The sequence below is a fragment of the Shimazuella sp. NTD248 genome (assembly GCF_059510395.1).
Genome location: NZ_JCAJZT010000013.1, coordinates 24,446 through 45,868 on the forward strand (window position 1 = coordinate 24,446; position 21,423 = coordinate 45,868).

17 protein-coding genes and 2 pseudogenes are annotated in these 21,423 nt (G+C 39.0%); 12 read left to right on the forward strand and 7 right to left on the reverse strand.

Annotated features, from left to right (window positions below):
- Positions 1-137 precede the first annotated feature (137 nt).
- From AC5WOE_RS19225 to AC5WOE_RS19235, 3 genes and pseudogenes are all read left to right on the forward strand, one after another.
- Entirely contained in the window at positions 138-1,604 is a 1,467-nt protein-coding gene (locus AC5WOE_RS19225) for a recombinase family protein (protein ID WP_496053275.1), read from the forward strand.
- A gap of 138 nt (positions 1,605-1,742) precedes the next feature.
- Positions 1,743-1,880, forward strand: a complete 138-nt coding sequence (locus AC5WOE_RS19230; protein WP_496053276.1) for a hypothetical protein — start codon at positions 1,743-1,745, stop codon at positions 1,878-1,880.
- Between the two features lie 189 nt (positions 1,881-2,069).
- Positions 2,070-2,156, forward strand: a pseudogene (locus AC5WOE_RS19235) (helix-turn-helix transcriptional regulator); the annotation flags it as partial.
- Positions 2,157-2,218: 62 nt separating this feature from the next.
- Here AC5WOE_RS19235 and AC5WOE_RS19240 read toward each other — a convergent pair.
- Positions 2,219-2,659, reverse strand: a pseudogene (locus tag AC5WOE_RS19240) (GNAT family N-acetyltransferase); the annotation flags it as partial.
- A gap of 18 nt (positions 2,660-2,677) precedes the next feature.
- A complete protein-coding gene (gene recQ, locus AC5WOE_RS19245; RefSeq protein ID WP_496053277.1) occupies positions 2,678-4,696 on the reverse strand; it encodes a DNA helicase RecQ in 2,019 nt (672 codons plus the stop codon).
- A gap of 72 nt (positions 4,697-4,768) precedes the next feature.
- On the opposite strand from recQ, the gene AC5WOE_RS19250 reads away from it, so the two are divergent.
- The 6 genes from AC5WOE_RS19250 (at position 4,769) to AC5WOE_RS19275 (ending at position 11,986) form a co-directional block, all read left to right on the forward strand.
- A complete protein-coding gene (locus AC5WOE_RS19250) occupies positions 4,769-5,542 on the forward strand; it encodes an ABC transporter ATP-binding protein (RefSeq protein ID WP_496053278.1) in 774 nt (257 codons plus the stop codon).
- A 46-nt stretch (positions 5,543-5,588) separates the two neighbouring features.
- Positions 5,589-6,125: a DinB family protein gene (locus tag AC5WOE_RS19255; protein WP_496053279.1), complete on the forward strand. Its 537-nt coding sequence runs from the start codon at positions 5,589-5,591 to the stop codon at positions 6,123-6,125.
- Positions 6,126-6,260: 135 nt separating this feature from the next.
- Complete coding sequence (locus tag AC5WOE_RS19260) at positions 6,261-6,809, forward strand: hypothetical protein (RefSeq protein ID WP_496049274.1); 549 nt, start codon at positions 6,261-6,263, stop codon at positions 6,807-6,809.
- Positions 6,810-7,172: 363 nt separating this feature from the next.
- Complete coding sequence (locus tag AC5WOE_RS19265) at positions 7,173-7,790, forward strand: TetR/AcrR family transcriptional regulator (RefSeq protein WP_496049273.1); 618 nt, start codon at positions 7,173-7,175, stop codon at positions 7,788-7,790.
- A 125-nt stretch (positions 7,791-7,915) separates the two neighbouring features.
- Entirely contained in the window at positions 7,916-9,670 is a 1,755-nt protein-coding gene (locus AC5WOE_RS19270; RefSeq protein ID WP_496049272.1) for an ABC transporter ATP-binding protein, read from the forward strand.
- 228 nt (positions 9,671-9,898) lie between these two features.
- Entirely contained in the window at positions 9,899-11,986 is a 2,088-nt protein-coding gene (locus AC5WOE_RS19275) for a HelD family protein (RefSeq protein ID WP_496053280.1), read from the forward strand.
- Between the two features lie 50 nt (positions 11,987-12,036).
- Here the strand turns inward: AC5WOE_RS19275 and AC5WOE_RS19280 are convergent, their stop codons facing one another.
- The 3 genes from AC5WOE_RS19280 to AC5WOE_RS19290 form a co-directional block, all read right to left on the reverse strand.
- A complete protein-coding gene (locus tag AC5WOE_RS19280) occupies positions 12,037-13,245 on the reverse strand; it encodes a glycosyltransferase family 2 protein (RefSeq protein WP_496049270.1) in 1,209 nt (402 codons plus the stop codon).
- A gap of 195 nt (positions 13,246-13,440) precedes the next feature.
- Positions 13,441-14,268, reverse strand: a complete 828-nt coding sequence (locus AC5WOE_RS19285; protein WP_496049269.1) for a hypothetical protein — start codon at positions 14,266-14,268, stop codon at positions 13,441-13,443.
- Positions 14,269-14,499: 231 nt separating this feature from the next.
- The gene (locus AC5WOE_RS19290) at positions 14,500-16,359 is read right to left on the reverse strand and encodes an MFS transporter (RefSeq protein ID WP_496053281.1); all 1,860 of its coding nucleotides are present in this window, start codon (positions 16,357-16,359) and stop codon (positions 14,500-14,502) included.
- Positions 16,360-16,622: 263 nt separating this feature from the next.
- Between AC5WOE_RS19290 and AC5WOE_RS19295 the strand changes: the two genes are divergently transcribed.
- Positions 16,623-17,447, forward strand: coding sequence for a transporter substrate-binding domain-containing protein (locus tag AC5WOE_RS19295; protein WP_496053282.1), 825 nt, complete (start codon positions 16,623-16,625; stop codon positions 17,445-17,447).
- A 76-nt stretch (positions 17,448-17,523) separates the two neighbouring features.
- Here AC5WOE_RS19295 and AC5WOE_RS19300 read toward each other — a convergent pair whose 3' ends face one another.
- Positions 17,524-17,802 carry an alpha/beta fold hydrolase gene (locus AC5WOE_RS19300; RefSeq protein WP_496053283.1) on the reverse strand — a complete coding sequence of 93 codons (279 nt, stop codon included), beginning with the start codon at positions 17,800-17,802 and terminating at the stop codon, positions 17,524-17,526.
- 184 nt (positions 17,803-17,986) lie between these two features.
- Here AC5WOE_RS19300 and AC5WOE_RS19305 point away from each other — a divergent pair, with 184 nt between their 5' ends.
- Positions 17,987-19,165, forward strand: coding sequence for an oxalate decarboxylase family bicupin (locus tag AC5WOE_RS19305; RefSeq protein ID WP_496053284.1), 1,179 nt, complete (start codon positions 17,987-17,989; stop codon positions 19,163-19,165).
- A gap of 119 nt (positions 19,166-19,284) precedes the next feature.
- Here AC5WOE_RS19305 and AC5WOE_RS19310 read toward each other — a convergent pair whose 3' ends face one another.
- Positions 19,285-20,082, reverse strand: coding sequence for a creatininase family protein (locus AC5WOE_RS19310; RefSeq protein ID WP_496053285.1), 798 nt, complete (start codon positions 20,080-20,082; stop codon positions 19,285-19,287).
- Between the two features lie 152 nt (positions 20,083-20,234).
- On the opposite strand from AC5WOE_RS19310, the gene AC5WOE_RS19315 reads away from it, so the two are divergent.
- On the forward strand, positions 20,235-21,008 hold the full coding sequence (locus AC5WOE_RS19315) for an exodeoxyribonuclease III (RefSeq protein WP_496053286.1): 774 nt from the start codon (positions 20,235-20,237) through the stop codon (positions 21,006-21,008).
- The last annotated feature ends 415 nt before the right edge of the window (positions 21,009-21,423 follow it).

A 21,423-nucleotide genomic window follows, 5' to 3' on the forward strand; every position in this document is an offset into this window, starting at 1 on the left:
TTCCCATACAATCACAAGTTATACAAGAGCTGATAAGAAGAGGTTTGAAAGTTGCCAACAAAGAAAACGGAGCATGATTTTTAAATGAAGCAACAAGTTATAATTCTAAGGTTGTAAGGTAAAGGGAGCATAGAACAATGAACGAAAAATATGCATGTTATGTTCGTGTTTCTACTGATCGAGATGAACAGGTGTCTTCTGTTGAGAATCAAATTGATATATGTCGCAATTGGTTGGAGAGACAGGGATACATATGGAATGAAAACAGCGTGTATAAGGACGAAGGGATCAGTGGAACCATTTTCAAAGACAGACCAGCGATTCAATTACTATTGGAGAAAGCAAAGAAAAAAGAAATCAATATGGTGTTGTTCAAATCGATCAGCAGGCTTGCTAGGGATTTGAAGGATGCTTTGGAAATAAGAGAGATATTTTTATCTCGAAATGTGCGAATTATATCGATTGAAGAAGGCTATGATTCCGATGTTGCTGGAAAAAACGACATGAGCTTTGAAATGGCATCCATGTTTGCAGATCACTACAGCAGAATGCTATCAGGGAGTATATCATCTGCACTGGCTGCTAAGGTTAGACGAGGTGAACATATCGGAAAGATACCATTTGGTTATACTCGTGAAGCCGGAAAATTGCAGATCAAGGAAGATGAAGCCGAAATTGTGAGGATGATCTTTGACTGGTATGTAAATGAAGGATTGGGATTTAAAGCGATCACTCATAAGTTAAATCAGTTGAGCTTGAAACCGAAAGAAATACAGAAATGGCAAGTAACGAGTGTGCAAACGATCATTCGGAATCGTATATATTGTGGGGATTTTGTGCTAAATAGATACACCACGATGAAAGTAGAAGGAAAAAAGAAACAAATACAAAATCCGGAAAGTCGCTGGATTATTTTTCACGAACATCATGAACCTATTGTTAGTCGTGAGTGGTGGGAGAAGGCGAACTCCAATCTTACCAAGACGAAGAAGAAAATATCTGTTTGGAATGATCTTCGTGGGATTCTGAAATGTAGCGAATGCGGGTCAAGTATAGTTCCTTTGTTATCGTGGAGATTGCTTGCAAATGGAGAAAAAAAAGACTATCGTTACATGAAATGCAGCAAATATCGTCGTATGGGAGAAGCTGGTTGTGTAAATCACAGTCCGATATTATATGAGGATATAAAGGCATTTTTGATTAAACAGTTATTAGAAAAAAGCTACATGCTCCAATTTTCATTTGAGGATAGCTTTCAAGGCCAAAAACATGATCGTCTCACTGTGATAAAAAAAGAAATCGAAGATCTCAAAAATAAAGGGACGAAATTAATCGATCTGCATTTGGAGCAGATTATCACCAAAGAAGAATTTAGACAAAAACGTGATGAATTAGATTGGAAAATGAAAAATCTGGAAAATGAACAAATTGATTTGTCCAATCAGGGTTATGCAACGAAGAAAATCGAGAGCATAGAGCAGGCGTTTGAATTGTTGAGCAACGATAGTCAAAATTTACACCATGCGTTTAGAACGTTACTTGAAAGAGTTGTGATACATCCCAAGGGGGAAATGGATATATACTATACATTTAATGTTGAGTAGTTTTTTTATTCTTTATCTGTTTTCTTTTGGAATGCATTGTGAGCTATCTATTAATGTACCATTTCGAGGTATTGTGGCAAAAATACCCACTATGGTATAATATTTTAGCAATATCCAACTGGACTCTAGGAGTGAAGGATGCCTCAGAATCCTGATGATAAAAAATTGGCCGAGCTATGGGAGAAAGGGGATGCAGCCGCAACAGAAGCTGCAGCTACCGGAGACCGGACGGAACTCGATGAGGTTCTCGATGAGATCGGGGATCTGAACCAGTAGTCATTCCCTAACAAACCCTCTGGTGATAGATAGAGAAACTCTACCTCCAGAGGGCACCACAGAAATGACGTGTGTGAAAAACAGATCAATTTGAAGTTGATATTCGTCTATCTACAAGTTGAAAGATATGCCATTTCAAATTATGTGGAATAGCTTGTTGGAGTGTGTATTATTTTTCTATTGGTACGCATAGCAAATGTCATGCAGAAGTTGGCAGTAAAAGGTCGTTCTCAAGCAGTCGTGGAATTAGTCCGTTTAGGAGAGCTCAAAATATAAGGAAAAATCCCTACCCCCCAATTTGCTTGGAAGGTAGGGTTTTTATTATATGCATTGCTTCGTCATTTGCCAATATACTGCTGCCGGTATTCGTGATCCAGTATGCTCATGATAATGGAGTCGTGATACTGGTGATCATAAAATAATGATTCCCGTTGAACACCTTCTTTTTTGAATCCCAATTTTTCGTATACATGTATCGCCTTTTGATTATAAGAAAAAACATTTAGTTCTACTCGATGTAAATTCAATATACCAAATGCATAATCGAGCATGAGTCTCATCGCTTCTGTCCCATAGCCCTTCCCTTGGTGTGCATTATTTTCGATGGAGATACGAATAGAACAGTTTCGATTGATTGTATCGATATCGAGTAATTGAATATCGCCTATGATATGATCGTTTTCTTGTGATCCAATTAATAAAAGAATACTTGACTGATCTTGCGATTTGGATTCGATGTAATGTCGTACACCTTCTCTTGTGAAGCTTTTTTGTGTGCCTCAAGTGGTATGGGTGTGTTAGGTTTTGGTTGCTGCTGTTTCAGTGTCAGGGTACTCTTTCGAAATAAGACCGAGTTTCTCTAGACGAGAACGGATGCCGCCATTTTGTCTTCCTAGTGTCTGAGCGATCTGGGGAATATCTAGACCTTGTTTAAATAAGGTTTCTAACTGTTCTTCTTCCTCTTTTGTCCATGGTGTATACGCTTTGGGATGTGTTTTTTGAATCTCTGTTAATGTGGAAGTGGTTTTTGGTTTATATTGTTGTAATAATTCCAGAAACGCATCGCCAAAACGGTTTTGTCTACTTTCACCCCAGCCTTTTATCCGCAACATCGCAGCTTCATCTTGCGGGATGTAGGTAGTCATTTCGCGGAGGGTAGCATCGTTGCAGATGACATATGGTGGAACATTTTCTTCTTCGGCGATTTGTCTGCGCAATTGTCGTAACGCTTCAAAAATAGGATTATCTTCGTTGATCGTATTTGCCGCAGGCACTGGTTCATCTGCTAGATGTAATGCAACTTTTTCTTCCCCCTTCAACACAGCAACTGCGGATATATCCAATTTCGCTACAGGATACATTCCTTCCGATAATGGTTCTAGCCTTATATATCCTTCATCTACTAACGATTTGCATATCTGCATGACTCTTTTTTCACTCTGTTCTTTCATCAAGCCATATGTAGATAGACGATCATAACGAAAGTCTGTAATTTTTTTACTCCTCGAGCCTCTTAATATTTTGGTGAGAAAAGTTAGCCCTACTTTTTCGTTTACTCTACGTATACAGGAAAAAATCATTTGTGCTTCTGTAGTGATATCCACCGTATTTTTGGCCTTATTTGGGTCACAGTTATCACACATTTGGCAGGGCTCGCTATCTAATTCGCCAAAGTATTGTACAATTGTTTTAGAACGGCATTGATTTGTTCGGCAGTAATAGATCATAGCCTGTAATTTTTTGTTGTCTAACGCCTGTCGATCAGGATTGGATTGTTCAATGAAATACTTTTGCAAATATATATCACTAGGTTCATAGAGTAGAATACAATTGCTGTTTTCACCATCTCTGCCAGCTCGCCCAGCTTCTTGGTAGTAAGCTTCTAGATTTTTTGGTAGATTATAATGAATAACAAACCGAACATTACTTTTATCAATCCCCATACCAAAGGCATTTGTCGCTACAATGATAGGTGTACGATCATAAGAAAAAGCTTCTTGGGCAATATTCCGTTCTTCTTCGCTCATTCCAGCATGGTATTTGCCCACATTGTATTTTTGCTTAAGTAAAAATTGATAGAGCATATCGACATCTTTTCGAGTACCGGCATAGATGATACCCGAAAGATTGGGATGAGTACGCAAATATTGAAGGATGAAATCTTTTTTATTTACATTTTTTTGCACCGTAAAATGCAAGTTATCTCGCAGAAATGTAGTACGGTAAGTGTTCTCAACAGGAATTTGCAAAAGATGGAGAATATCGTCTTGTACTTGCTTCGTAGCTGTAGCAGTCAAAGCTAAAATGATTGGTTTTTTTGAGAGAGTACGGATCGCCTGTGGTATCAATTGATAACTAGGACGAAAATCATGTCCCCATGTAGAAATACAATGTGCTTCATCAATCGCAAGTAATGCTACTGGTAATTGGCGAAACAGCGATAAGAAGTACTCCGTTTCCAGTCGTTCTGGTGCTACATAAATGATTTTATATGTATGTTGATGAATCTCCTTGATTCTTTCGCGTAGTTCTGCAGCGGTCAATGAACTGTTAATATAAGTAGCGGAAATCCCTGTTTGTTTGAGTGAATCTACTTGATCTTTCATCAATGAAATAAGAGGCGAAACAACCACAGTTATTCCATCAAGTAACAAAGCAGGTATTTGATAACAGATCGATTTACCTCCACCTGTAGGTAAAATGCCAAATGTATCAAGACCTGCTAATACACTTTCCACAATTTGCTGTTGTCCGTTGCGGAAGGTAGAATAGCCAAAATATTTTTGTAAATAAGGTTGAGCTTGTGAGATATTCATCGGAAACCTCCTGACAAGCTATATTGTAATCGAAGCATATGGGAATAGGAAGACATTAGGAGAGGATTGCTCATGATTGTAGAGTTGAGAAATGTTTCATGGCGCCGCGATAAGCGTTTGATTTTAGATCAGATTAGTTGGGAGATACAAAAAGGGGAGCATTGGTGCCTAGTAGGACTAAATGGATCTGGTAAAACGAGTATCCTTGATTTGATTAACGGCTACCATTGGCCAACAAGTGGAGAGATATCAGTATTGGATCAACGTTTTGGAGAAACAGACCTTAGGGAGTTGCGAAAGAAAATTGGTTGGGTAAGTACTTCTATGCAGCAAAGATTACATGGTTATGAAACAATTGAAAACGTTGTACTAAGTGGAAAGTTTGCATCTGTAGGAGTTTATGAGAATCCAACAGAAGAAGATTATGAACAAGTAAACACATTGCTCCAAGAATGGAAATGTGGTCATTTATTAGGAAGAATCTATCAAACATTGTCCCAAGGGGAAAAACAAAAAGTATTGATAGGAAGGGCATTGATGGCTTCTCCAGAGTTACTGATTTTAGATGAACCTTGTACAGGACTAGATATTTTTGCCAGGGAGCAAGTACTCCAGATGATTGATCAAATTGCTAAAAACCCTAATGCACCAACTCTTATTTATGTAACACACCATATTGAAGAAATACTTCCGTGTTTTACCCATACGCTTTTGTTAAAACAAGGACAGGTTGCACAAAAAGGACAAACCAAGGATGTACTGACAGAGCAAAAATTGAGTGACTTCTTTCAAACCTCGTTATCAGTGGAGCAAAAAAATGGACGAAGTTGGTTAATGCTGACATAACAATTCGAGGACAAATAAATCTTGGAAAGAAAAGAGGGTTCATAGGATGACCGATCCAAAATTCCAATTGCAAGATGTAATCGATAATCTTTCCAGAACACCACAAGTATTACGTTCCATGCTAGAAGGACTTTCGAATAGTTGGATACACCACAACGAAGGAGAAAATACTTGGTCAGCTTTTGATGTTGTAGGGCATCTGATTCATGGGGAAAAAACGGACTGGGTGAATCGGATTCAAATGATACTCGATTATGGAGATACGAAGGAATTTGAACCTTTTGACCGACAAGCACATTTAAAAGAGAATCAACAAAAATCACTTGATCTGTTATTAGATGAATTTGAAGCGATACGTCAAGAGAATATAAAACTCGTGTCTGAATTAGTAACAAAAAGCGATTTGGATCGAAAAGGGAAGCATCCGGACTTTGGAATTGTGTCACTTCAAGAGTTGTTAGCTACTTGGACCGTACATGATTTCAATCATATCGGTCAGATCTCCAGAGTGCTAGCTAGATACTATGAAGATGAAGTAGGGCCGTGGCAAGCGTATCTTGGAATTTTGCAACCTAGAAAATAAAAATCTGTGTACTTTATACTTCTAGAGTAGTTGGTATATTCAAACTTCTATCAGATTGATAAGCAATATCTTGATTAGAAGATACACATATGAGAGGCTAGGGATAGAACAGTACTGATAGAAGGGATAGGACATATGAGACAAACTGCAACTTATACGGTAGATGTTACTGCTGAATTTGTCTTTGAATGGTTATTGCATGGCAACTTCTTGCTCGCAGGATTAGACCTCCAATCCTTCCAGTTTGATGAATTAGATGAGGGTGGCAGGTTTCTCGCATACGAGGAGATCAATGATCATAGATTTGTGCCGATTAAAGGGAAGTTTTTAGCTTTAAAAAGGCCTCAACGTTTTCAGTTAGAAGTGTATTTTCCTGGCGGAGAGCAAATTGTAGATTATCGAATTTCAGAAGAAGAGCGTACTTCTATAATAGAAGTATCGTATACAAACCAATACCGTTCACTGATGACTGGCTGGTGGAGCAAAGCTTTTCCAAAGAAATCAGAATCCCTTTTTTCGCAGGCTTTGGAAACAGAAAAGGCTAAGTTGCAAGAGGCGTTCCATTTCAACCGTCTAAATACAAGAATCTCAGGAGTTAAAATAGATCAATATGAGATGGAGGAGAAATGGAAAGTGTTCTCCCCAAGTAATCCATATTTGAGATGGGTTCGACCAGAGGTTTAAAATAATTTTTTATTTTATTCTCATCGAGTTACCTATTGCTTACTACAAAAACACAACACGAAAAATGATTTAAAGTTTAAAGAGTCTTCATTTGAAGACTCTTTGCTTTATTTTGATTCTACTAAGTTTTTCAATGGAGTCAATACCGATGATTCATTGTCATTTGATTCCTGAGATGGAGTTTCTGGTCTATTATCTTGTTGTTCAGCAATTTTTTTCAATGTATTATTTAATAATTTGTTTCCAGTATTAATGTTGATGCAATTAACAGAAAAAAGTTTAGACGAGTTATTGTTTTTTTGTAAGAGATACCCTACAATAAACGTAGTGAATATTCACTACGTTTATTAGGAGTGAAATATTATGAATCATGAAAATCGCAAGCGGGCACCGGGCATGAGTACAGAAAAACGGAGAGCCATGATTGTACAAGCAGCATTGCCTTTATTGGTGGAGATTGGTCCTCATGTGACAACTGCGCAAATTTCCCGAGCAGCTGGGATCAGTGAACCAGCTATTTATCGAGTGTTTGCAGATAAAAAAGAAGTTCTAGCTGCTTGCTTAGAAGAAGCGATGAATCCGGATTATGTTGTGAATGAGTTAGAAACGATAGACAGCGATGATGCAATGACAAAGCGGTTATCTTCCCTTATTGAAATAGTACGAGCAAATGGTGAGCGAACACTTGCAGTTATGCAAGCTATACGAATGGCGCATTCACCCAAGCCAAAAGATCTGAAGGCGATATCTGAACAAGAAAGACAACGATTAAAAGAGGAACGCAGTTCAGGATATTTAAAAATCCATGCCGCTGTATGTAATTCATTAGAGGGAGACCAGAAAAATTTACGGTTTTCTGTTTCTGATGCCGCCACCCTTATTCTCACCATTGTTATGTCGATTAGTGGGACAAGAAGGTGGGATGTTGGTGTGTCAACGGAGAAAATCGTAGATCTCATTCTTAATGGCATAACAAAATGAAAAAATTTTCACCAAAGGTGGCACATTAGATATTCATTCTGCAACAGGTCATGAAATATAAAAGCCAAGAATGTGAAAAAAAGTCGTATGATCAAGATGAAGTATTTTTTAAAAGAGGTGTACCAATGGAAAGATCGGAAGAAAAAAAATACCGCTTAAACCTTATGAAATTTCTCGGAGAACATAGGCGGATGATGATGCTCAGTATGATAGTCATGCTGATTACGACAGGATTAGGCGTTGTTACGCCTTGGCTGATGTCATTTTTGGTAGATAAAGCACTGCCAAAACGAGATGCAAATTTATTGATTCTATGTGTTGCCGGAATTGCTGTTATTCCCATATTAAATATGCTGATTTCTGCTTTAGAAAATGTATATAAAAGTAATGTACAAACCCAAATAACTGTAAAACTGCGGTTTCAACTATTAGAGAAGTTGCTAAAACTTTCTCCTATTACGTTGAGTAAATATCAACAAGGAGATATCACAGGCAGGTTGGTTCGAACTTGCGATGATATTTCAGGATTTGTTACAAAACTGCTCAATGGATTTAATAGTGTGATCTCGTTTTTATTTATTGGTGTAGTTATGCTGATGATGAACTGGAAATTATCGGCCATTGTTCTGTTTTTTGCACCATTGATGGTTTATTTTTATTATCGCCGAATCCGTTTTTGGCGGACCACTTACAAAGATATCAGTGTGGCCCAAAAAGAATACGATGTTTTTATTACCGAAGTTGTACCTGGGTTAAAAACGGTTCAGACCTTTCAACAAGAAAATCATGAAATAGCTCATGGTCAAGAGCTCAATCGAAAGTATCGAGATTTGCAAAATCAACTACAAAAACAGCGGAGTTTTCAAGGACGCTTATTTTGGGAATTACAAGATTCTTTAAGCACTAGTCTCGTTTATGCAGCCGGTATATATTTTATTTTTCATCAACAGATGACTATTGGACAGTTATTAGCATTTGCGGTTTATGTGCCTAAATTTTATGGAGCAATCAATTCTCTGTTTGTGCTCTATATGGATCGAGATCAATTGAAACCAGAAATTGATCGGTACGAAGAGATGATGGAGTTTCCAGATGAGAATATAGATGATGCAAAGGCAATAACTTTGGAGCAAACGAATGGAAAAATTGAATTTCAAAATGTTTCCTTTGGTTACTCGGATGAAAGGGAAATCTTACAAGATGTGTCGTTTTCCATCCAACCTGGTGAATTTATTGGGGTTGTAGGAGCAACAGGTGGTGGGAAATCGACCATTATCGATTTGCTGCTTCGATTTGGCAAGCCTCATTCTGGTCAAATACTTATAGATGGACTTCCTTTATCTTCGTATCGTTTAGAAGATTATCGCAAGCATGTAGGTTTGGTTCCTCAAGATATCTTTTTGTGGAATCGAACCATTCGAGAAAACTTGCTCTATGTCAATCCGTCAGCTTCGGAAGAGGAAATGTTAAAAGCAGCAGAACAAGCACAAATGATGAATTTGATTGAAAATTTACCTGAAGGATGGGATACATTAATCGGGGACCGTGGTGTGCGCTTGTCTGGCGGGGAAAAGCAACGGTTGGCAATTGCTCGAACATTATTGCGTAAACCATCCATTTTATTGTTAGATGAACCAACTTCTGCATTAGATGCAAAAACGGAATCTTTACTGCAAGCGTGTTTGGAAGAAGTGTATAGAGATAAGACGATTATTGTAGTAGCCCATCGTTTGGCGACTATTCGCAATGCGGATCGCATTTTGGTGGTCAACAAAGGCCGGATAGAAGAAGCAGGTTCGCACGAAGAGCTGATGAATAAGCAAGGTTATTATTATGAGTTGGCAAAGCAGCAATTGGGAGTGTCTACCTTAGTTGGTTAGGTTGAAAAAAATATCAGTGTTGAAAAAGCCTTGATTCTAAATAAGGCTTTTTAAGCATGAAAGACCATGCATCGACATTTGAGGAAAAATTCCTAGGAGAAAGACAATAGACAGCGTAGTAATGACATGATATAGTGAATTTCCTTATACAAATATCCAGCCATGAACTTACTGCAACTAGCTGTAATCATGGTTTATTTTTTTGGAAACGAAACGGGGGTGCATCTTATGGATTCGATTGAATGGGAAGAAAAAAGATTAAAGCAGACATTAGAAAAATTGGAGGATATTCGATTCGCTCTGCAAAAAATACCTCGTTATTATGGTCAAGATATTGTGGAGCAACTTCTGGATGATCAGCGGCAGCAACAGTTGAAAAACATGGAAATCGCTCAAGCAGAGCCTTATTTTGGGCGGCTTGATTTTGAGGAAGCAGGAGATAAACCGATTACTCCGCTCTATATCGGTAAGGCAGGTATTCAAGATGACGATACGAATGAGCTTATTGTTATAGACTGGCGTGCTCCTGTTTCTAGTATGTTTTATTCTTTTACTGGATCAGATGACCCAATCTCATTTGAATCTCCAGATGGGGAAGTGTGGGGTAAGATACATCTCAAACGAAATATCGCTATTCGCAACCAAGTGTTACAGCGTGTGGTAGACAGCTATGTTCGAGGCGTGGAGAACTTGGGTGTAACAGATGAATTCCTCCTCTATCGGTTGAGTGATAACAAGGATAGTAGATTGAGAGATATCGTTTCCACAATCCAACAAGAACAAGATTTGATCATTCGAGCTGACTATGATCGAGTCCTTCTCATTCAAGGAGTTGCTGGTAGTGGGAAAACGACAGTAGCACTTCATCGATTAGCGTATTTATTGTATCAATATCAAAATAAAATCAATCCTCAAAAAATTATCATTTTTGCTCCTAACCACATGTTTTTGGATTACATATCAGAGGTACTTCCTGAATTGGGTGTTGGAGAAATCCAGCAAACAACTTTTGAAGACTGGGCTTTGACGGTATTGAAGGAGAATATCACTTTAAAAGATCGTCATCTGGAGCTGGTAGAGTGGTTTGACCCTAATATGGATCATCAAACCAAAAACCCAAAAGGGAGTTATTTCTTTTTGCAAGAGATAGAAGACCAGTTAATAAGTTATGAGACCAATTTTTTCCCTCACAAGGGGTTTACTGCATGGGAAAACAAACATCTTTCTGCTGAGGAAATAGGCCACTGGTTTTTTGAGGAGTATAAACATTATCCGTTGATAAAAAGAAAAGAGCGGGTGATGGCACGGATAAAACGATGGATAGAAATGGAACACAAAGAAATTCGCGGGCGTGATCCTAAAGGATTAAAGAAGAAACAAGCAAACAAACTGTTTGCAGCTTATAAAAAAACATGGCCCAATCATTCGGTGCTTGAATGGTACCGTTTATTTATTCAAAAATCCAATTTTTTAACAGGAAAGCACCAAGAAAAAGGAAAAAAACGGGAAGTTGCTTATGAGGACTTAGCACCATTGGTTTATATTCATGATCGCTTATATGGAATAGAAGGAGACCAGAAGTATGATCATATTGTGATCGATGAAGCACAAGATTTTTCTCCTGTACAAGTAGCAGTATTACAAAAGCATTGCCCTAGTAATTCTTTCACCATCTTAGGTGATATCATGCAAAATATATATTCTTTTCAAGGAATAGGGCAGTGGGATGATTTTTCCACTTTGTTCGACAGTAAAAAACTCCGTTTTCATCAATTAGAGAGAAGTTATCGTTCCACGATGGAGATCATTCATTTTGCAAATGGAGTATTAGGTCAGTATTCGGGGGATGTAAAACAAGCAGAACCCGTTTTTCGAAGTGGTCAAGCGGTTCAATTTATGCAAGTGGAAAAAGAGAAGAGAATCGATTGGATCAAAGAGACAGTCGAGAAGTTAGAAAGGGATCAAGTACAAACGATTGCTTTGGTTACGAGAGATGAAGCGACTTGCTCTATCATCCATGAATCGCTCCAAAACATTGGGATTTCTGTCAATCGGATAACAGCTGACCAAAAAGTATACTTGGGAGGCATTTCCATTGCTCCTGTATATTTGACGAAAGGAATGGAGTTTGACTCCGTTATTTTATTAGATGTGGATAAAGAACAATACCTCGATGATGCTCTGCATGCGAAATTATTATATGTAGGTTGTTCACGTGCGTTGCATCAACTCTTTCTTACTTATGGCGAGTCGATGTCTCCTCTTGTAGAAAGAGTCTCACCGGAGTTATATCAGGCAAAAGCCTATGCAAAGTAAAGAAGAGAACGCGCGCCCCAGAGAGATGATGATTCTCTGGGGCGCTTGATTCAGCGGGAGATCCACACTTCTTTCTTACAAGTGAGGAGAGCCCAAATCCGAATCATGGAAAACAACAGAACATGCACAGGGTAGAGCAGGGAAAAGCGCAGCCGATCTTTGCCCTCTGAAGTTGCTTTCCTCCAAGCTGTGACAGCGTCAAACGCCATCATCAACAGGAGGAAGAGTGTCCCCTGTATTGCGGGAGTGACAGCTTCGATTGTTCCATACCACATACAACTTGCTGCCGTGAACAAAAGCAGCAGAGGGGAGAAGAGTTCTACCGCCATGTTGAACAGCAGAATGCCCTTCTTGCGGTTGAACAGGAGCCGAAAGTTTTTCCCGATGTACAGGCAATCCGATCGAAGCCACCGGACTTGTTGATCGATCAGATCCTTCGGCGAATCCGGCACATCCGTCTTAGCGATAGTCGGTACGATCGAAGTGCCATAGTTCGCCTGGAGAGCCAGATACGAGAGCGTGTTTTCATCGCCTGTTGCCGGTCCATTGAGATAGGATTCGAAGATCTCAACGATCACTTCCCACTTCCACATGGAACAGGCACCTGAGACTACGGTCACTGTCTTATACGAGCTTTCGAGTACCTTCGTCTGGTAGGTTTCGTTGTACTCCTCGATGATGAACTTGGTAACCCAACTATCGTCAGGATTAGCGACACCAAGCCGGGCTCCTACACCTCCGATCTTTGGATCTTCGAGGGCAGCAACTAGGCTTGCAACCGCATCGCGATCGGCTAGGTAAGAGTCCGCATCAAAGAACAGAACAAGATCGTTCTTTTTCCATTTGCGACTTTCGATTGCTGTCTGCTGTGCTTTCTTTTTTCCAGTGTCTCCTTTAACTCGTTTCTTGTAGAGGAAGGTCCAACCAAGTTGATCTTCGTACTCACTGTACCTTTCTTTCTTGAGCTCCTCTTGGTTGGGGGAACCATCGTCCACCACAATCACTTCCATAGACATGTTGTCTGGGATTTGTTGATTTGCGATGGAGTCAAAACAGTATGGGTGCACACTCTTATAGCTGCTGACGATTATTACAACCTTTCGCTCTGGCAAAAGCGTGCCAGCCAAGTTGCTCGATTTTTCCAGCCACTCACTGGCTCGATGGGAGCTCATCCGATCTCGGATTGCTCTTGTCACTGTGTAGAACAACACAATGACAATCCCCATCATATTTCCTTCAAATACTTGATAGGAAAACACAAAAACCCCAAACTCATTGGTCTCAAACGGTTGAGACTGCTGTTCTGGAGCATAAATATAACATATTTGTTTTAGTGAGAAAAGGGTGAGGAAGTAATGTTAGGAAGATTTATGTAAGATAAGAACAAAAAAGCAAGAATTGGCAAAAATAAAAATGCATAATGTAAAAAGCCCCTATTTTTGAATAGGGATGAACTATGATCTTTTAATCTTATAAAATAAAAAACTAAACACAAGTGAAAGGAGTGAAAATAACACAGCAATACTGGAAAAAGCGAGCAGATATGCGTTGTATTCCGTAAATTGTCTGATCATGCTGTACGTATCCACTTGATAGAGCGGGGCAATCAAGTTAATCAAGATGAGAACAGATAAAAGGCTGAGTAAACCTTGAGATGAATTTTCAATGTCTGGTTTACTTAATGCAATATGAGAAGAGATACAAACTGCCAAAATAACAAATATCCAAAACGTCGGTCGAGTGAAATTCTCAGTGGTAAATAAACTCTCACCCATCAGAACTACAGCTTTACCTAATGTTTGGAACATCTGTAAATCTAGCGTTTGATTGGCAATAGAGTTATGTTGAATTTGACTTTGCAAAGCAGCAAAAGATTGAGGTACAAGCAGATACATCGCTAATATAATGGTGCCGATCCCACTGATGATCGGTCCTATGCCAATGAAAAAATTTCCAATTCTCTGATATACGCTGTTGGGATTGTACTGATGCTCGACATATCCTAATACTCCATTAGGATCTTTTGTTTGTAATAGTTTGACCGACTTTACTTTATGTAACCAAATGACACACTGAATCCAGTGTCCTATTTCATGGATAGGAGTTCCGATCCATGCAGTGAGCAAAATCCCACGTCTTCCAAACGTTTTGGTCAGATAGATTTGGGATTGCTTCTCCAAGATTCCTAAAATAAAGCCGATTACAATTAACACACCAACCAAGTAAATCAATTCCACTATGCTTACGTATAAAGCATTCCAAAGAAATGTGAGCAACGCCATAAATGATATCCTTTCATACTTTTTAAATATATAGAACGAAATTAGCATCAGTATGAAAATAGTAAGGAAATAATTTCAGAATGGTAAATTCACAGTTTTGGTTTCTCTGTCATGTTCTTTCATTGGGAGGAGACTCTTATATTTTATTATTTGAATTGCTATTATGTCTACTATTCTTTGGAGGCGACTGCGCCTCTCCCAATTAAAAAGGAAGAGGCGCATGGTGGCCTACTAGGAGATCAGGTTTAGTGCACACCAATTCTTGTAGGCTACATCAAGTTGTTCTATTTCTCTTTCGATGATTTCTTGATCTGAAGGTTCCAGCACCCTCAAGATCTGCACAGCTTCAAGAAACTGCTGCACCTTTTTAGCATGTTCTCCCACTGGCAATGGGCGTTCTATTTCGAGAGCGGAGCGTGGAATCTTGGCGTTCCAGCGAAGCAGATTTGTTTGTTCGAGTTCTGCCTGAAACTCCTGAACGGTGTCTTCAGGATTCCACCAATCCAAATGGGAGTAAACAAGGGAGCTGTCACATAGCTTTGCTCGTTCGATTTCCTTCAAAAGATGTGTCAGCTTCCTCCGAAGCATTCGGATCAGCTTTATATTAGCCTTTTGGAAATCATAACTGCATTCTCCTGTATTTCTTGCTACTACCAAGAAACAAAGAGCTAATGCTACATTTTTTGTCTTTAGCACCAGCACTTCAGGATCGCCTAGATATCGCTTTTTCTGAATTCGTGCTACCGTCAGGTAGTGTTGGATATGCATCAATTTGTCTTCGATACCAGAAGTGACATACCCGGTATCTGGCGATTCCCTGTAATTTGGAGGGAGTCTAGTCTTCGTATTGCCGACAGCGACATCCTGAGCAGCCTTATACATGGTGTTCAATAGGTCACTTTTCAGTTGAATGGCAATACTCGTTTTTTCTTTGCGTACTCTTGATCGAATCCAATAGAGCAGTGTTCCTGAGGTCAGCAGGAAGGGAATCAAGGAGATCCACATATTAGGACCCAAGATCCCCCACATCCACCCAGAGTAACTGGTGCCAACGACTCCTCCGAGCTGCCTTAGAAAGTTAGAGGTTGCAAATCCAGCACCGAGTAGTCTATGGTTTACTCGTTGATGGACTTCTTCTGAAATGCTCTGCGCACTTCCTGCAACTGCAATCCCCATCATGACCCCAGCTACCAAAAGAAGCCAGAATGGACCACTAGTCCAGATCAAGATCAGGCTTACCGTTAGGATCAAGATACTTGACCCCATGATGAATGGATATCCTTTGCTCACCACTGCTTTGGGAAGGATAGTGATGGAGACGATCCCATTGGCAATAGTCGATGTGAGGAGGATTACACCTGCTTTTTCTGTCCCTACATAGAGAGCAAAGTAAGTCAGGAATGCAAAGTAACTAGCAGAGATGCCCATTCCAGGAAGGGTGATAAAAAAGGCATCTCGTTCGATCAATCTCTTTGTATTTTGAAGAGAAGCAAAAAACGCCCTTTTGATCAGCGTTTTCGCTTTTTGCCTCCATGTCCTCTCCGGTTCGTGAATAAGCTTAATTCCCCAGTAAACCAAGATCATCGCCCCTGCAATGGTTCCTGTTACTGTGAACCAAAGGAGAGATGGGGAGTTCACGAGCTTAAGCCCCAGGTACATCGCAAGTCCTGAACCGAGATAGTTACTTGCTAGACGGTAGCCATTGACTTGTGCTTGAACTTTGGGATCGGAAGGAGTACTCCTCCGCATCAACACGACGAAAGCATTTCCCAGCAAAGAATATACGATAGCGACCAGTACTTGAATGATCACATATTCTGTCGTCGTGTGAGCTAGAGGATAAAGGGAGATCGTTCCCAGAAGGATAGGGAGGAAAAAGAGTACCAACCTTTTCGCTCCAAACCGATCAACCACCTCTCCAAAGAGGAGTCCGCAAATCAATCCGGTCAATGAGAAGCTGGTCATAATCAACCCGATGGACAGCCCTTGCTGATCGAGTAGAATATGCAATGCTTGACTGATTAGGCTAGTGATCGTCACAATGACGAACATTTGCCCGAGAGTTAGAGGTGCTAGTCTCAACCAGTACATGGAAAATCCTTTGATTATAGTCGAGGACGATACTTTATATATTTTACATAATTTTCAGTTATATAGCAATTGAAAGAGGTAGTTTTTATAATTGATTCTAATAAATATTAACTTTTTATCATATGATATTAGACAGAGACAAATAAAGCTATTCCTTACTCAAATTAGTCATTTTCAATCATGTGTGTTTTTATAAAAGTATAAGATTCTTCGTTTTAAGATTGATATATGAAAAAGTTAAAACGATGAAAGGAAGAGGTAACTTGCAAAAGCGATTACTGATTATTTTAACTAGTTTAATTCTCTTCGTATCTGGATTTGTGTCTGGTGTTTTTTTCTTTCAAAGGTCTGATGCAGGCACTTATCAAAATACCCAAAAATCTCGGTTGGATCAAATCATCGCTAAAGGTAAAATTCGTGTAGGAACGACAGGGGACTACAGGCCATTTACGTATTGGAACCCAACAACCAAACAATACGAAGGCTATGATATCGATGCAGCTAAGATGTTAGCAAATGATCTAGGGGTAAAAGTAGAATTCGTCAAAACGACTTGGTCAACGATGATGCAAGACTTGCAAAACAATAAATTTGATATTGCGATGGGCGGAATTACAAGAACGTTGCTGCGCCAAAAGACTGCTAATCTTTCAGAGCCTTACATTCAAGATGGGAAATCACCATTGATTCGAAGCAGTGATAAGGGTAAATTCAAAACATTAGCTGATATCGATAAACCTGATGTGAAGATTGCTGTAAATCCTGGAGGTACGAACGAAAAATTTGTGAAAGAAAATATCAAAAATGCACAAATTATTACTGTCCAAAATAATTTGGAAATTCCGAAGATGGTAGCCGAAGGACAAGCAGATGTAATGATTACCGATACTACTGAAGCTCGATACTATGCTGGTCAAGATAAGCGGCTACTTGCAATCTTAACAAAAAATCCTTTCAACCTTGATGAAAAGGGATACTTGATGCAAAGAGGCGACTTAGATTTTCAAAATTGGATTAACTTGTGGATGGATGAAATGAAGTTACATGGAAAATTTAAAGAGTTAGAAAAGAAATGGATTTTTGGGTAAGTGCTCACTTAAAGCATGAAACATAAAAAACGCTCGATCCTTGAATTTTAGGATTGAGCGTTTTTTATTCAAGCAGTTATCCAGTTTTTTTGCAGACAGTAATCCATCCTTGAACTACATTGCTCCCATGTCCCTGGTGATTTATGCCATATACCGTAAACCAATAAGCGAGATTGCGACAGAGATTTTCATAATCATAGGTATTCCGAAATTTTCCATGGAGTACGACAAGTGAAGGTCCTTTTCCAATAACACGACAAGGAATATTAGTTCCATTCAGAACTACTACATTATCTTTTTCTAACATACCGTATGATTTTCGTTCCGAGTTGTGGCATATTCTTTTTTCTATCAACAGATATTCCTCCCTATCACATGGTTGCTTTTTCGATGTACAACGAACAAACTTTCTTGTTTTATTCTACCTATTTAATGAATATAAATCAAACGTATGTTCCTTTTTTGTCGATAGTTCAAGATAGGCACATTGCCCCCTTTTTATCATATTGATAATAAAAACGTGGAGGGCAGGTAGGGAGATGTCATATGAAGAAATACCACAGCCCATAAGAAGAGATGGAGCTGGTGGTCCTGATTTTGGGCCAAGAGATGTGTGGAGGGATATTGAAAATCCCGATTTGCTGGTTCCCCCTAAGACAGATAATGGACTTATTCCAAACCTAAAGTTTTCGTTTTCAGATACCCATATGCAGTTGAATCATGGGGGATGGTCTAGAGAAATCACGAAGAGAGACTTACCCATAGCGACTACTTTGGCAGGAGTAAATATGAGTTTGACGCCAGGTGGAGTGAGGGAGCTGCACTGGCATCAGCAAGCAGAGTGGTCTTATATGATTTTAGGAAAAGCAAGAATCACTGCTGTTGATCAAAATGGACGAAATTTTATTGCGGATGTAGGTCCTGGTGATCTGTGGTATTTTCCACCTGGAATTCCACATTCGATTCAGGGATTAGAAGAAGGTTGTGAGTTTTTATTAGTATTTGATGATGGGAATTTTTCAGATTTAAATACATTATCGATTTCCGATTGGTTTGCACATACTCCTAAAGAGGTGCTGTCAGCTAATTTTGGTGTCTCCAAAAAGGAATTTAAGTGTATTCCAAATCACCAAGTGTATATTTTCCAAGATGAAATTCCAGGTTCATTGGAAAGTCAAAAAGTGGACTCACCTTATGGAACGGTTCCCCTAAGTTTTAAACATGAATTAATGGCGCAAGAACCAATCGTTACTTCAGGTGGCACAGTAAGAATCGTCGATTCTACTAATTTTCCCATTTCGAAAACAATAGCTGCGGCATTAGTCGAAATTAAACCTGGAGGGATGAGGGAACTGCATTGGCATCCCACTAATGATGAATGGCAGTATTATTTGACAGGGAAAGGTCGAATGACGGTTTTTGCCGGGAATGGAGCGGCTAGAACCTTTGATTACCGTGCAGGAGATGTGGGGTATGTACCTTTTGCTTTTGGTCATTATATTCAAAACACCGGAAATGATAGTTTATGGTTTTTAGAAATGTTTAAGAGTAGTCGATTTGAAGATGTTTCATTAAATCAGTGGATGGCACTAACTCCACATCAATTAGTAGCGGATAATTTGAATGTTGGTCCTGATGTAATAAATGCTCTTCATGAAGAGAAATACCCAGTAGTTAAATATCCGCCATATGTTTACTATCCGAAGAATAATGAATAAAGAGGAGGGAAGTATAATTTCACATAGAGCAAATCCTCTAGCGGCAGTGTTCCAACTGACCAAAAGAGGATTTGCATAAGTAAAGAGAAACATTTATTGTGCTTCTTGCAGTAGAGAAGCTAATTTTTGTCGAGATCTATTAAAAAGTCAGCAAATCCACGAACCCAAGCAGTGACTAGCTTTTCTCCTTTTTCTTTGGATGCAAAACGAGGTCGACCAACGTATCCTGGCATTTTATCTATTGAAACTTGACGAGCATTTGGCCAATAGTGACTGACAATTTGTTTTTTGGCAGCATCTACCATTTCATCTTGTAGCCAAAATTCAGGTTGTTCTTTTTCATTTGAAATTTTATCCATTTGTACTAGCTCTGGAAATAGATATAACATGGCAGAGGTTTCTACTTCACATGCATGACCATAATCTTTGCTCTCTAGTATTTCGTCTATTACTTTACCAAAAAATGCAAACGGTGAAACAGTATATCCTTCTAATTTAGATCCATTCCAATAAGCCTCATTTAAGACATTTCCCACTATAGAGCCATTTGATCCGTGTCCGCTGGCAATCACTACTTTCGTAAATCCTTGCTCTTCTAATTCTTTGATAAGATCAGTGAAAACTGCATGAAAGGTAGATGGCCGCAGCCTCATTTCTCCATTTGCAAATTTACCTCCATTGCCAAACGGCAGCGTAGGAAAAACAAGAGCAATAGGTTTACTCGTTTCTTTCATGGCAAGCTCAACCCCGCGTTTGGTAAGTTCAGAAATTAAATAGGTGTCGGTTCCATAGGGAAGGTGCGGTCCATGTTGTTCTGTATGACCAAAAGGTAAGACGGCAATTGTGCAGCCTTTATCCAATCGGTCTTGAATTTCAGTCCAAGTGAGATCATTAATAGTTGCAATGTAGTTTTTCATGTATATATTTTATTAAGATTGCAACTTAGATGACAAGGTAATACTTGATATTAATTTTGTTACACATTTGAGAATATATATTCGCATATAGTTGATCGTTTGATAAAATAAAACTAGTATTTATTCATTTGTTTAATAGAGGAGCACATATGATGAAACTGGTATCCTGGAATGTAAATGGCCTGCGTTCCGTTATGAAAAAAGAGGATTTTCAACATTATTTAGAAGAGACAGATCCAGATATTGTTTGTTTGCAGGAAACCAAAATACAAGCAGGACAAGTAGAGCTTGATTTAAAGGGCTATCATACATATTGGAATTATGCGGAGAAAAAAGGATACTCGGGTACTGCTATTTTCACTAAACAAGAACCACTCGCTGTTACCTATGGACTAGACCTAGAAGAGTATGACCAAGAAGGCAGAGTCATCACCGTGGTCTTTGAAGATTTTTATTTGCTCACTGTATATACACCAAACTCCAAACGTGAATTACTTCGGCTGGATTATCGGATGAAGTGGGAAGAAGTATTTTTGGATTACATCAAGCGGTTAGACAAACATAAACCTGTTATATTTTGTGGTGATCTTAATGTAGCCCATCAGGAAATTGATATCAAAAACCCAAAAAACCATCGCAAAAGTGCAGGTTTCTCTGATCAAGAAAGAGAGAAATTCAGTATTTTATTGAGGGAAGGATTTATCGATACCTATCGACACCTCTATCCAGATCAAGAGGGTGCCTATACATGGTGGTCACATTTTTCCAATGCACGAGCAAAAAATAGTGGATGGCGTCTTGATTATTTTGTTGTCTCAGAAAGACTCAAAGATAAGATCAAAGAGGCGAGAATCTGTAATCAAGTCATGGGTTCGGATCACTGTCCGATAGAGTTGGAGATTGGTCTAACAACATCCATAAGTTAAGAAGTCTACATGCTCAGATTTTGTTTAAAAGTCTGAGCTTTTCTATCTTTTAGTGGAGCTTACCATCTATTTAGGTGCCTGAGCTTGTCCAGCAATTGGCAAATCCATGATTAGACAATTCTCATATTTAAAGAGATAATAGAAGAGATAGAATTGACAAAATATTAAAATGGAGTTGTTTTAATGAAAAGAAATCTCGTTTTGTTATCCATGTTTTGTTGTGCGGTTGCGGTGGCCGGATGGGTGCCTCTTGGACAGGTGTTAGGGCTTTAATACAATAGATAACGCTTGATTCTATATGCTTCACGGATCAAGTGTTTTTTTATTGCCAGTAACACTTACTCTGGATTTCTGTTCCACTGATCCCTAATGAACATTTTTGGGGGATATGCAAATAACCTCAAATAGTAATGAC

Bases quoted from the DNA above. Each gene is read 5' to 3' on its own strand.
- AC5WOE_RS19225 (WP_496053275.1), top strand. From the start codon at position 138: ATGAACGAAAAATATGCATGTTATGTTCGTGTTTCTACTGATCGAGAT.
- AC5WOE_RS19230 (WP_496053276.1), top strand. From the start codon at position 1,743: ATGCCTCAGAATCCTGATGATAAAAAATTGGCCGAGCTATGGGAGAAA.
- recQ (WP_496053277.1), bottom strand. From the start codon at position 4,696: ATGAATATCTCACAAGCTCAACCTTATTTACAAAAATATTTTGGCTAT.
- AC5WOE_RS19250 (WP_496053278.1), top strand. From the start codon at position 4,769: ATGATTGTAGAGTTGAGAAATGTTTCATGGCGCCGCGATAAGCGTTTG.
- AC5WOE_RS19255 (WP_496053279.1), top strand. From the start codon at position 5,589: ATGACCGATCCAAAATTCCAATTGCAAGATGTAATCGATAATCTTTCC.
- AC5WOE_RS19260 (WP_496049274.1), top strand. From the start codon at position 6,261: ATGAGACAAACTGCAACTTATACGGTAGATGTTACTGCTGAATTTGTC.
- AC5WOE_RS19265 (WP_496049273.1), top strand. From the start codon at position 7,173: ATGAATCATGAAAATCGCAAGCGGGCACCGGGCATGAGTACAGAAAAA.
- AC5WOE_RS19270 (WP_496049272.1), top strand. From the start codon at position 7,916: ATGGAAAGATCGGAAGAAAAAAAATACCGCTTAAACCTTATGAAATTT.
- AC5WOE_RS19275 (WP_496053280.1), top strand. From the start codon at position 9,899: ATGGATTCGATTGAATGGGAAGAAAAAAGATTAAAGCAGACATTAGAA.
- AC5WOE_RS19285 (WP_496049269.1), bottom strand. From the start codon at position 14,268: ATGGCGTTGCTCACATTTCTTTGGAATGCTTTATACGTAAGCATAGTG.
- AC5WOE_RS19290 (WP_496053281.1), bottom strand. From the start codon at position 16,359: ATGTACTGGTTGAGACTAGCACCTCTAACTCTCGGGCAAATGTTCGTC.
- AC5WOE_RS19305 (WP_496053284.1), top strand. From the start codon at position 17,987: ATGTCATATGAAGAAATACCACAGCCCATAAGAAGAGATGGAGCTGGT.
- AC5WOE_RS19310 (WP_496053285.1), bottom strand. From the start codon at position 20,082: ATGAAAAACTACATTGCAACTATTAATGATCTCACTTGGACTGAAATT.
- AC5WOE_RS19315 (WP_496053286.1), top strand. From the start codon at position 20,235: ATGAAACTGGTATCCTGGAATGTAAATGGCCTGCGTTCCGTTATGAAA.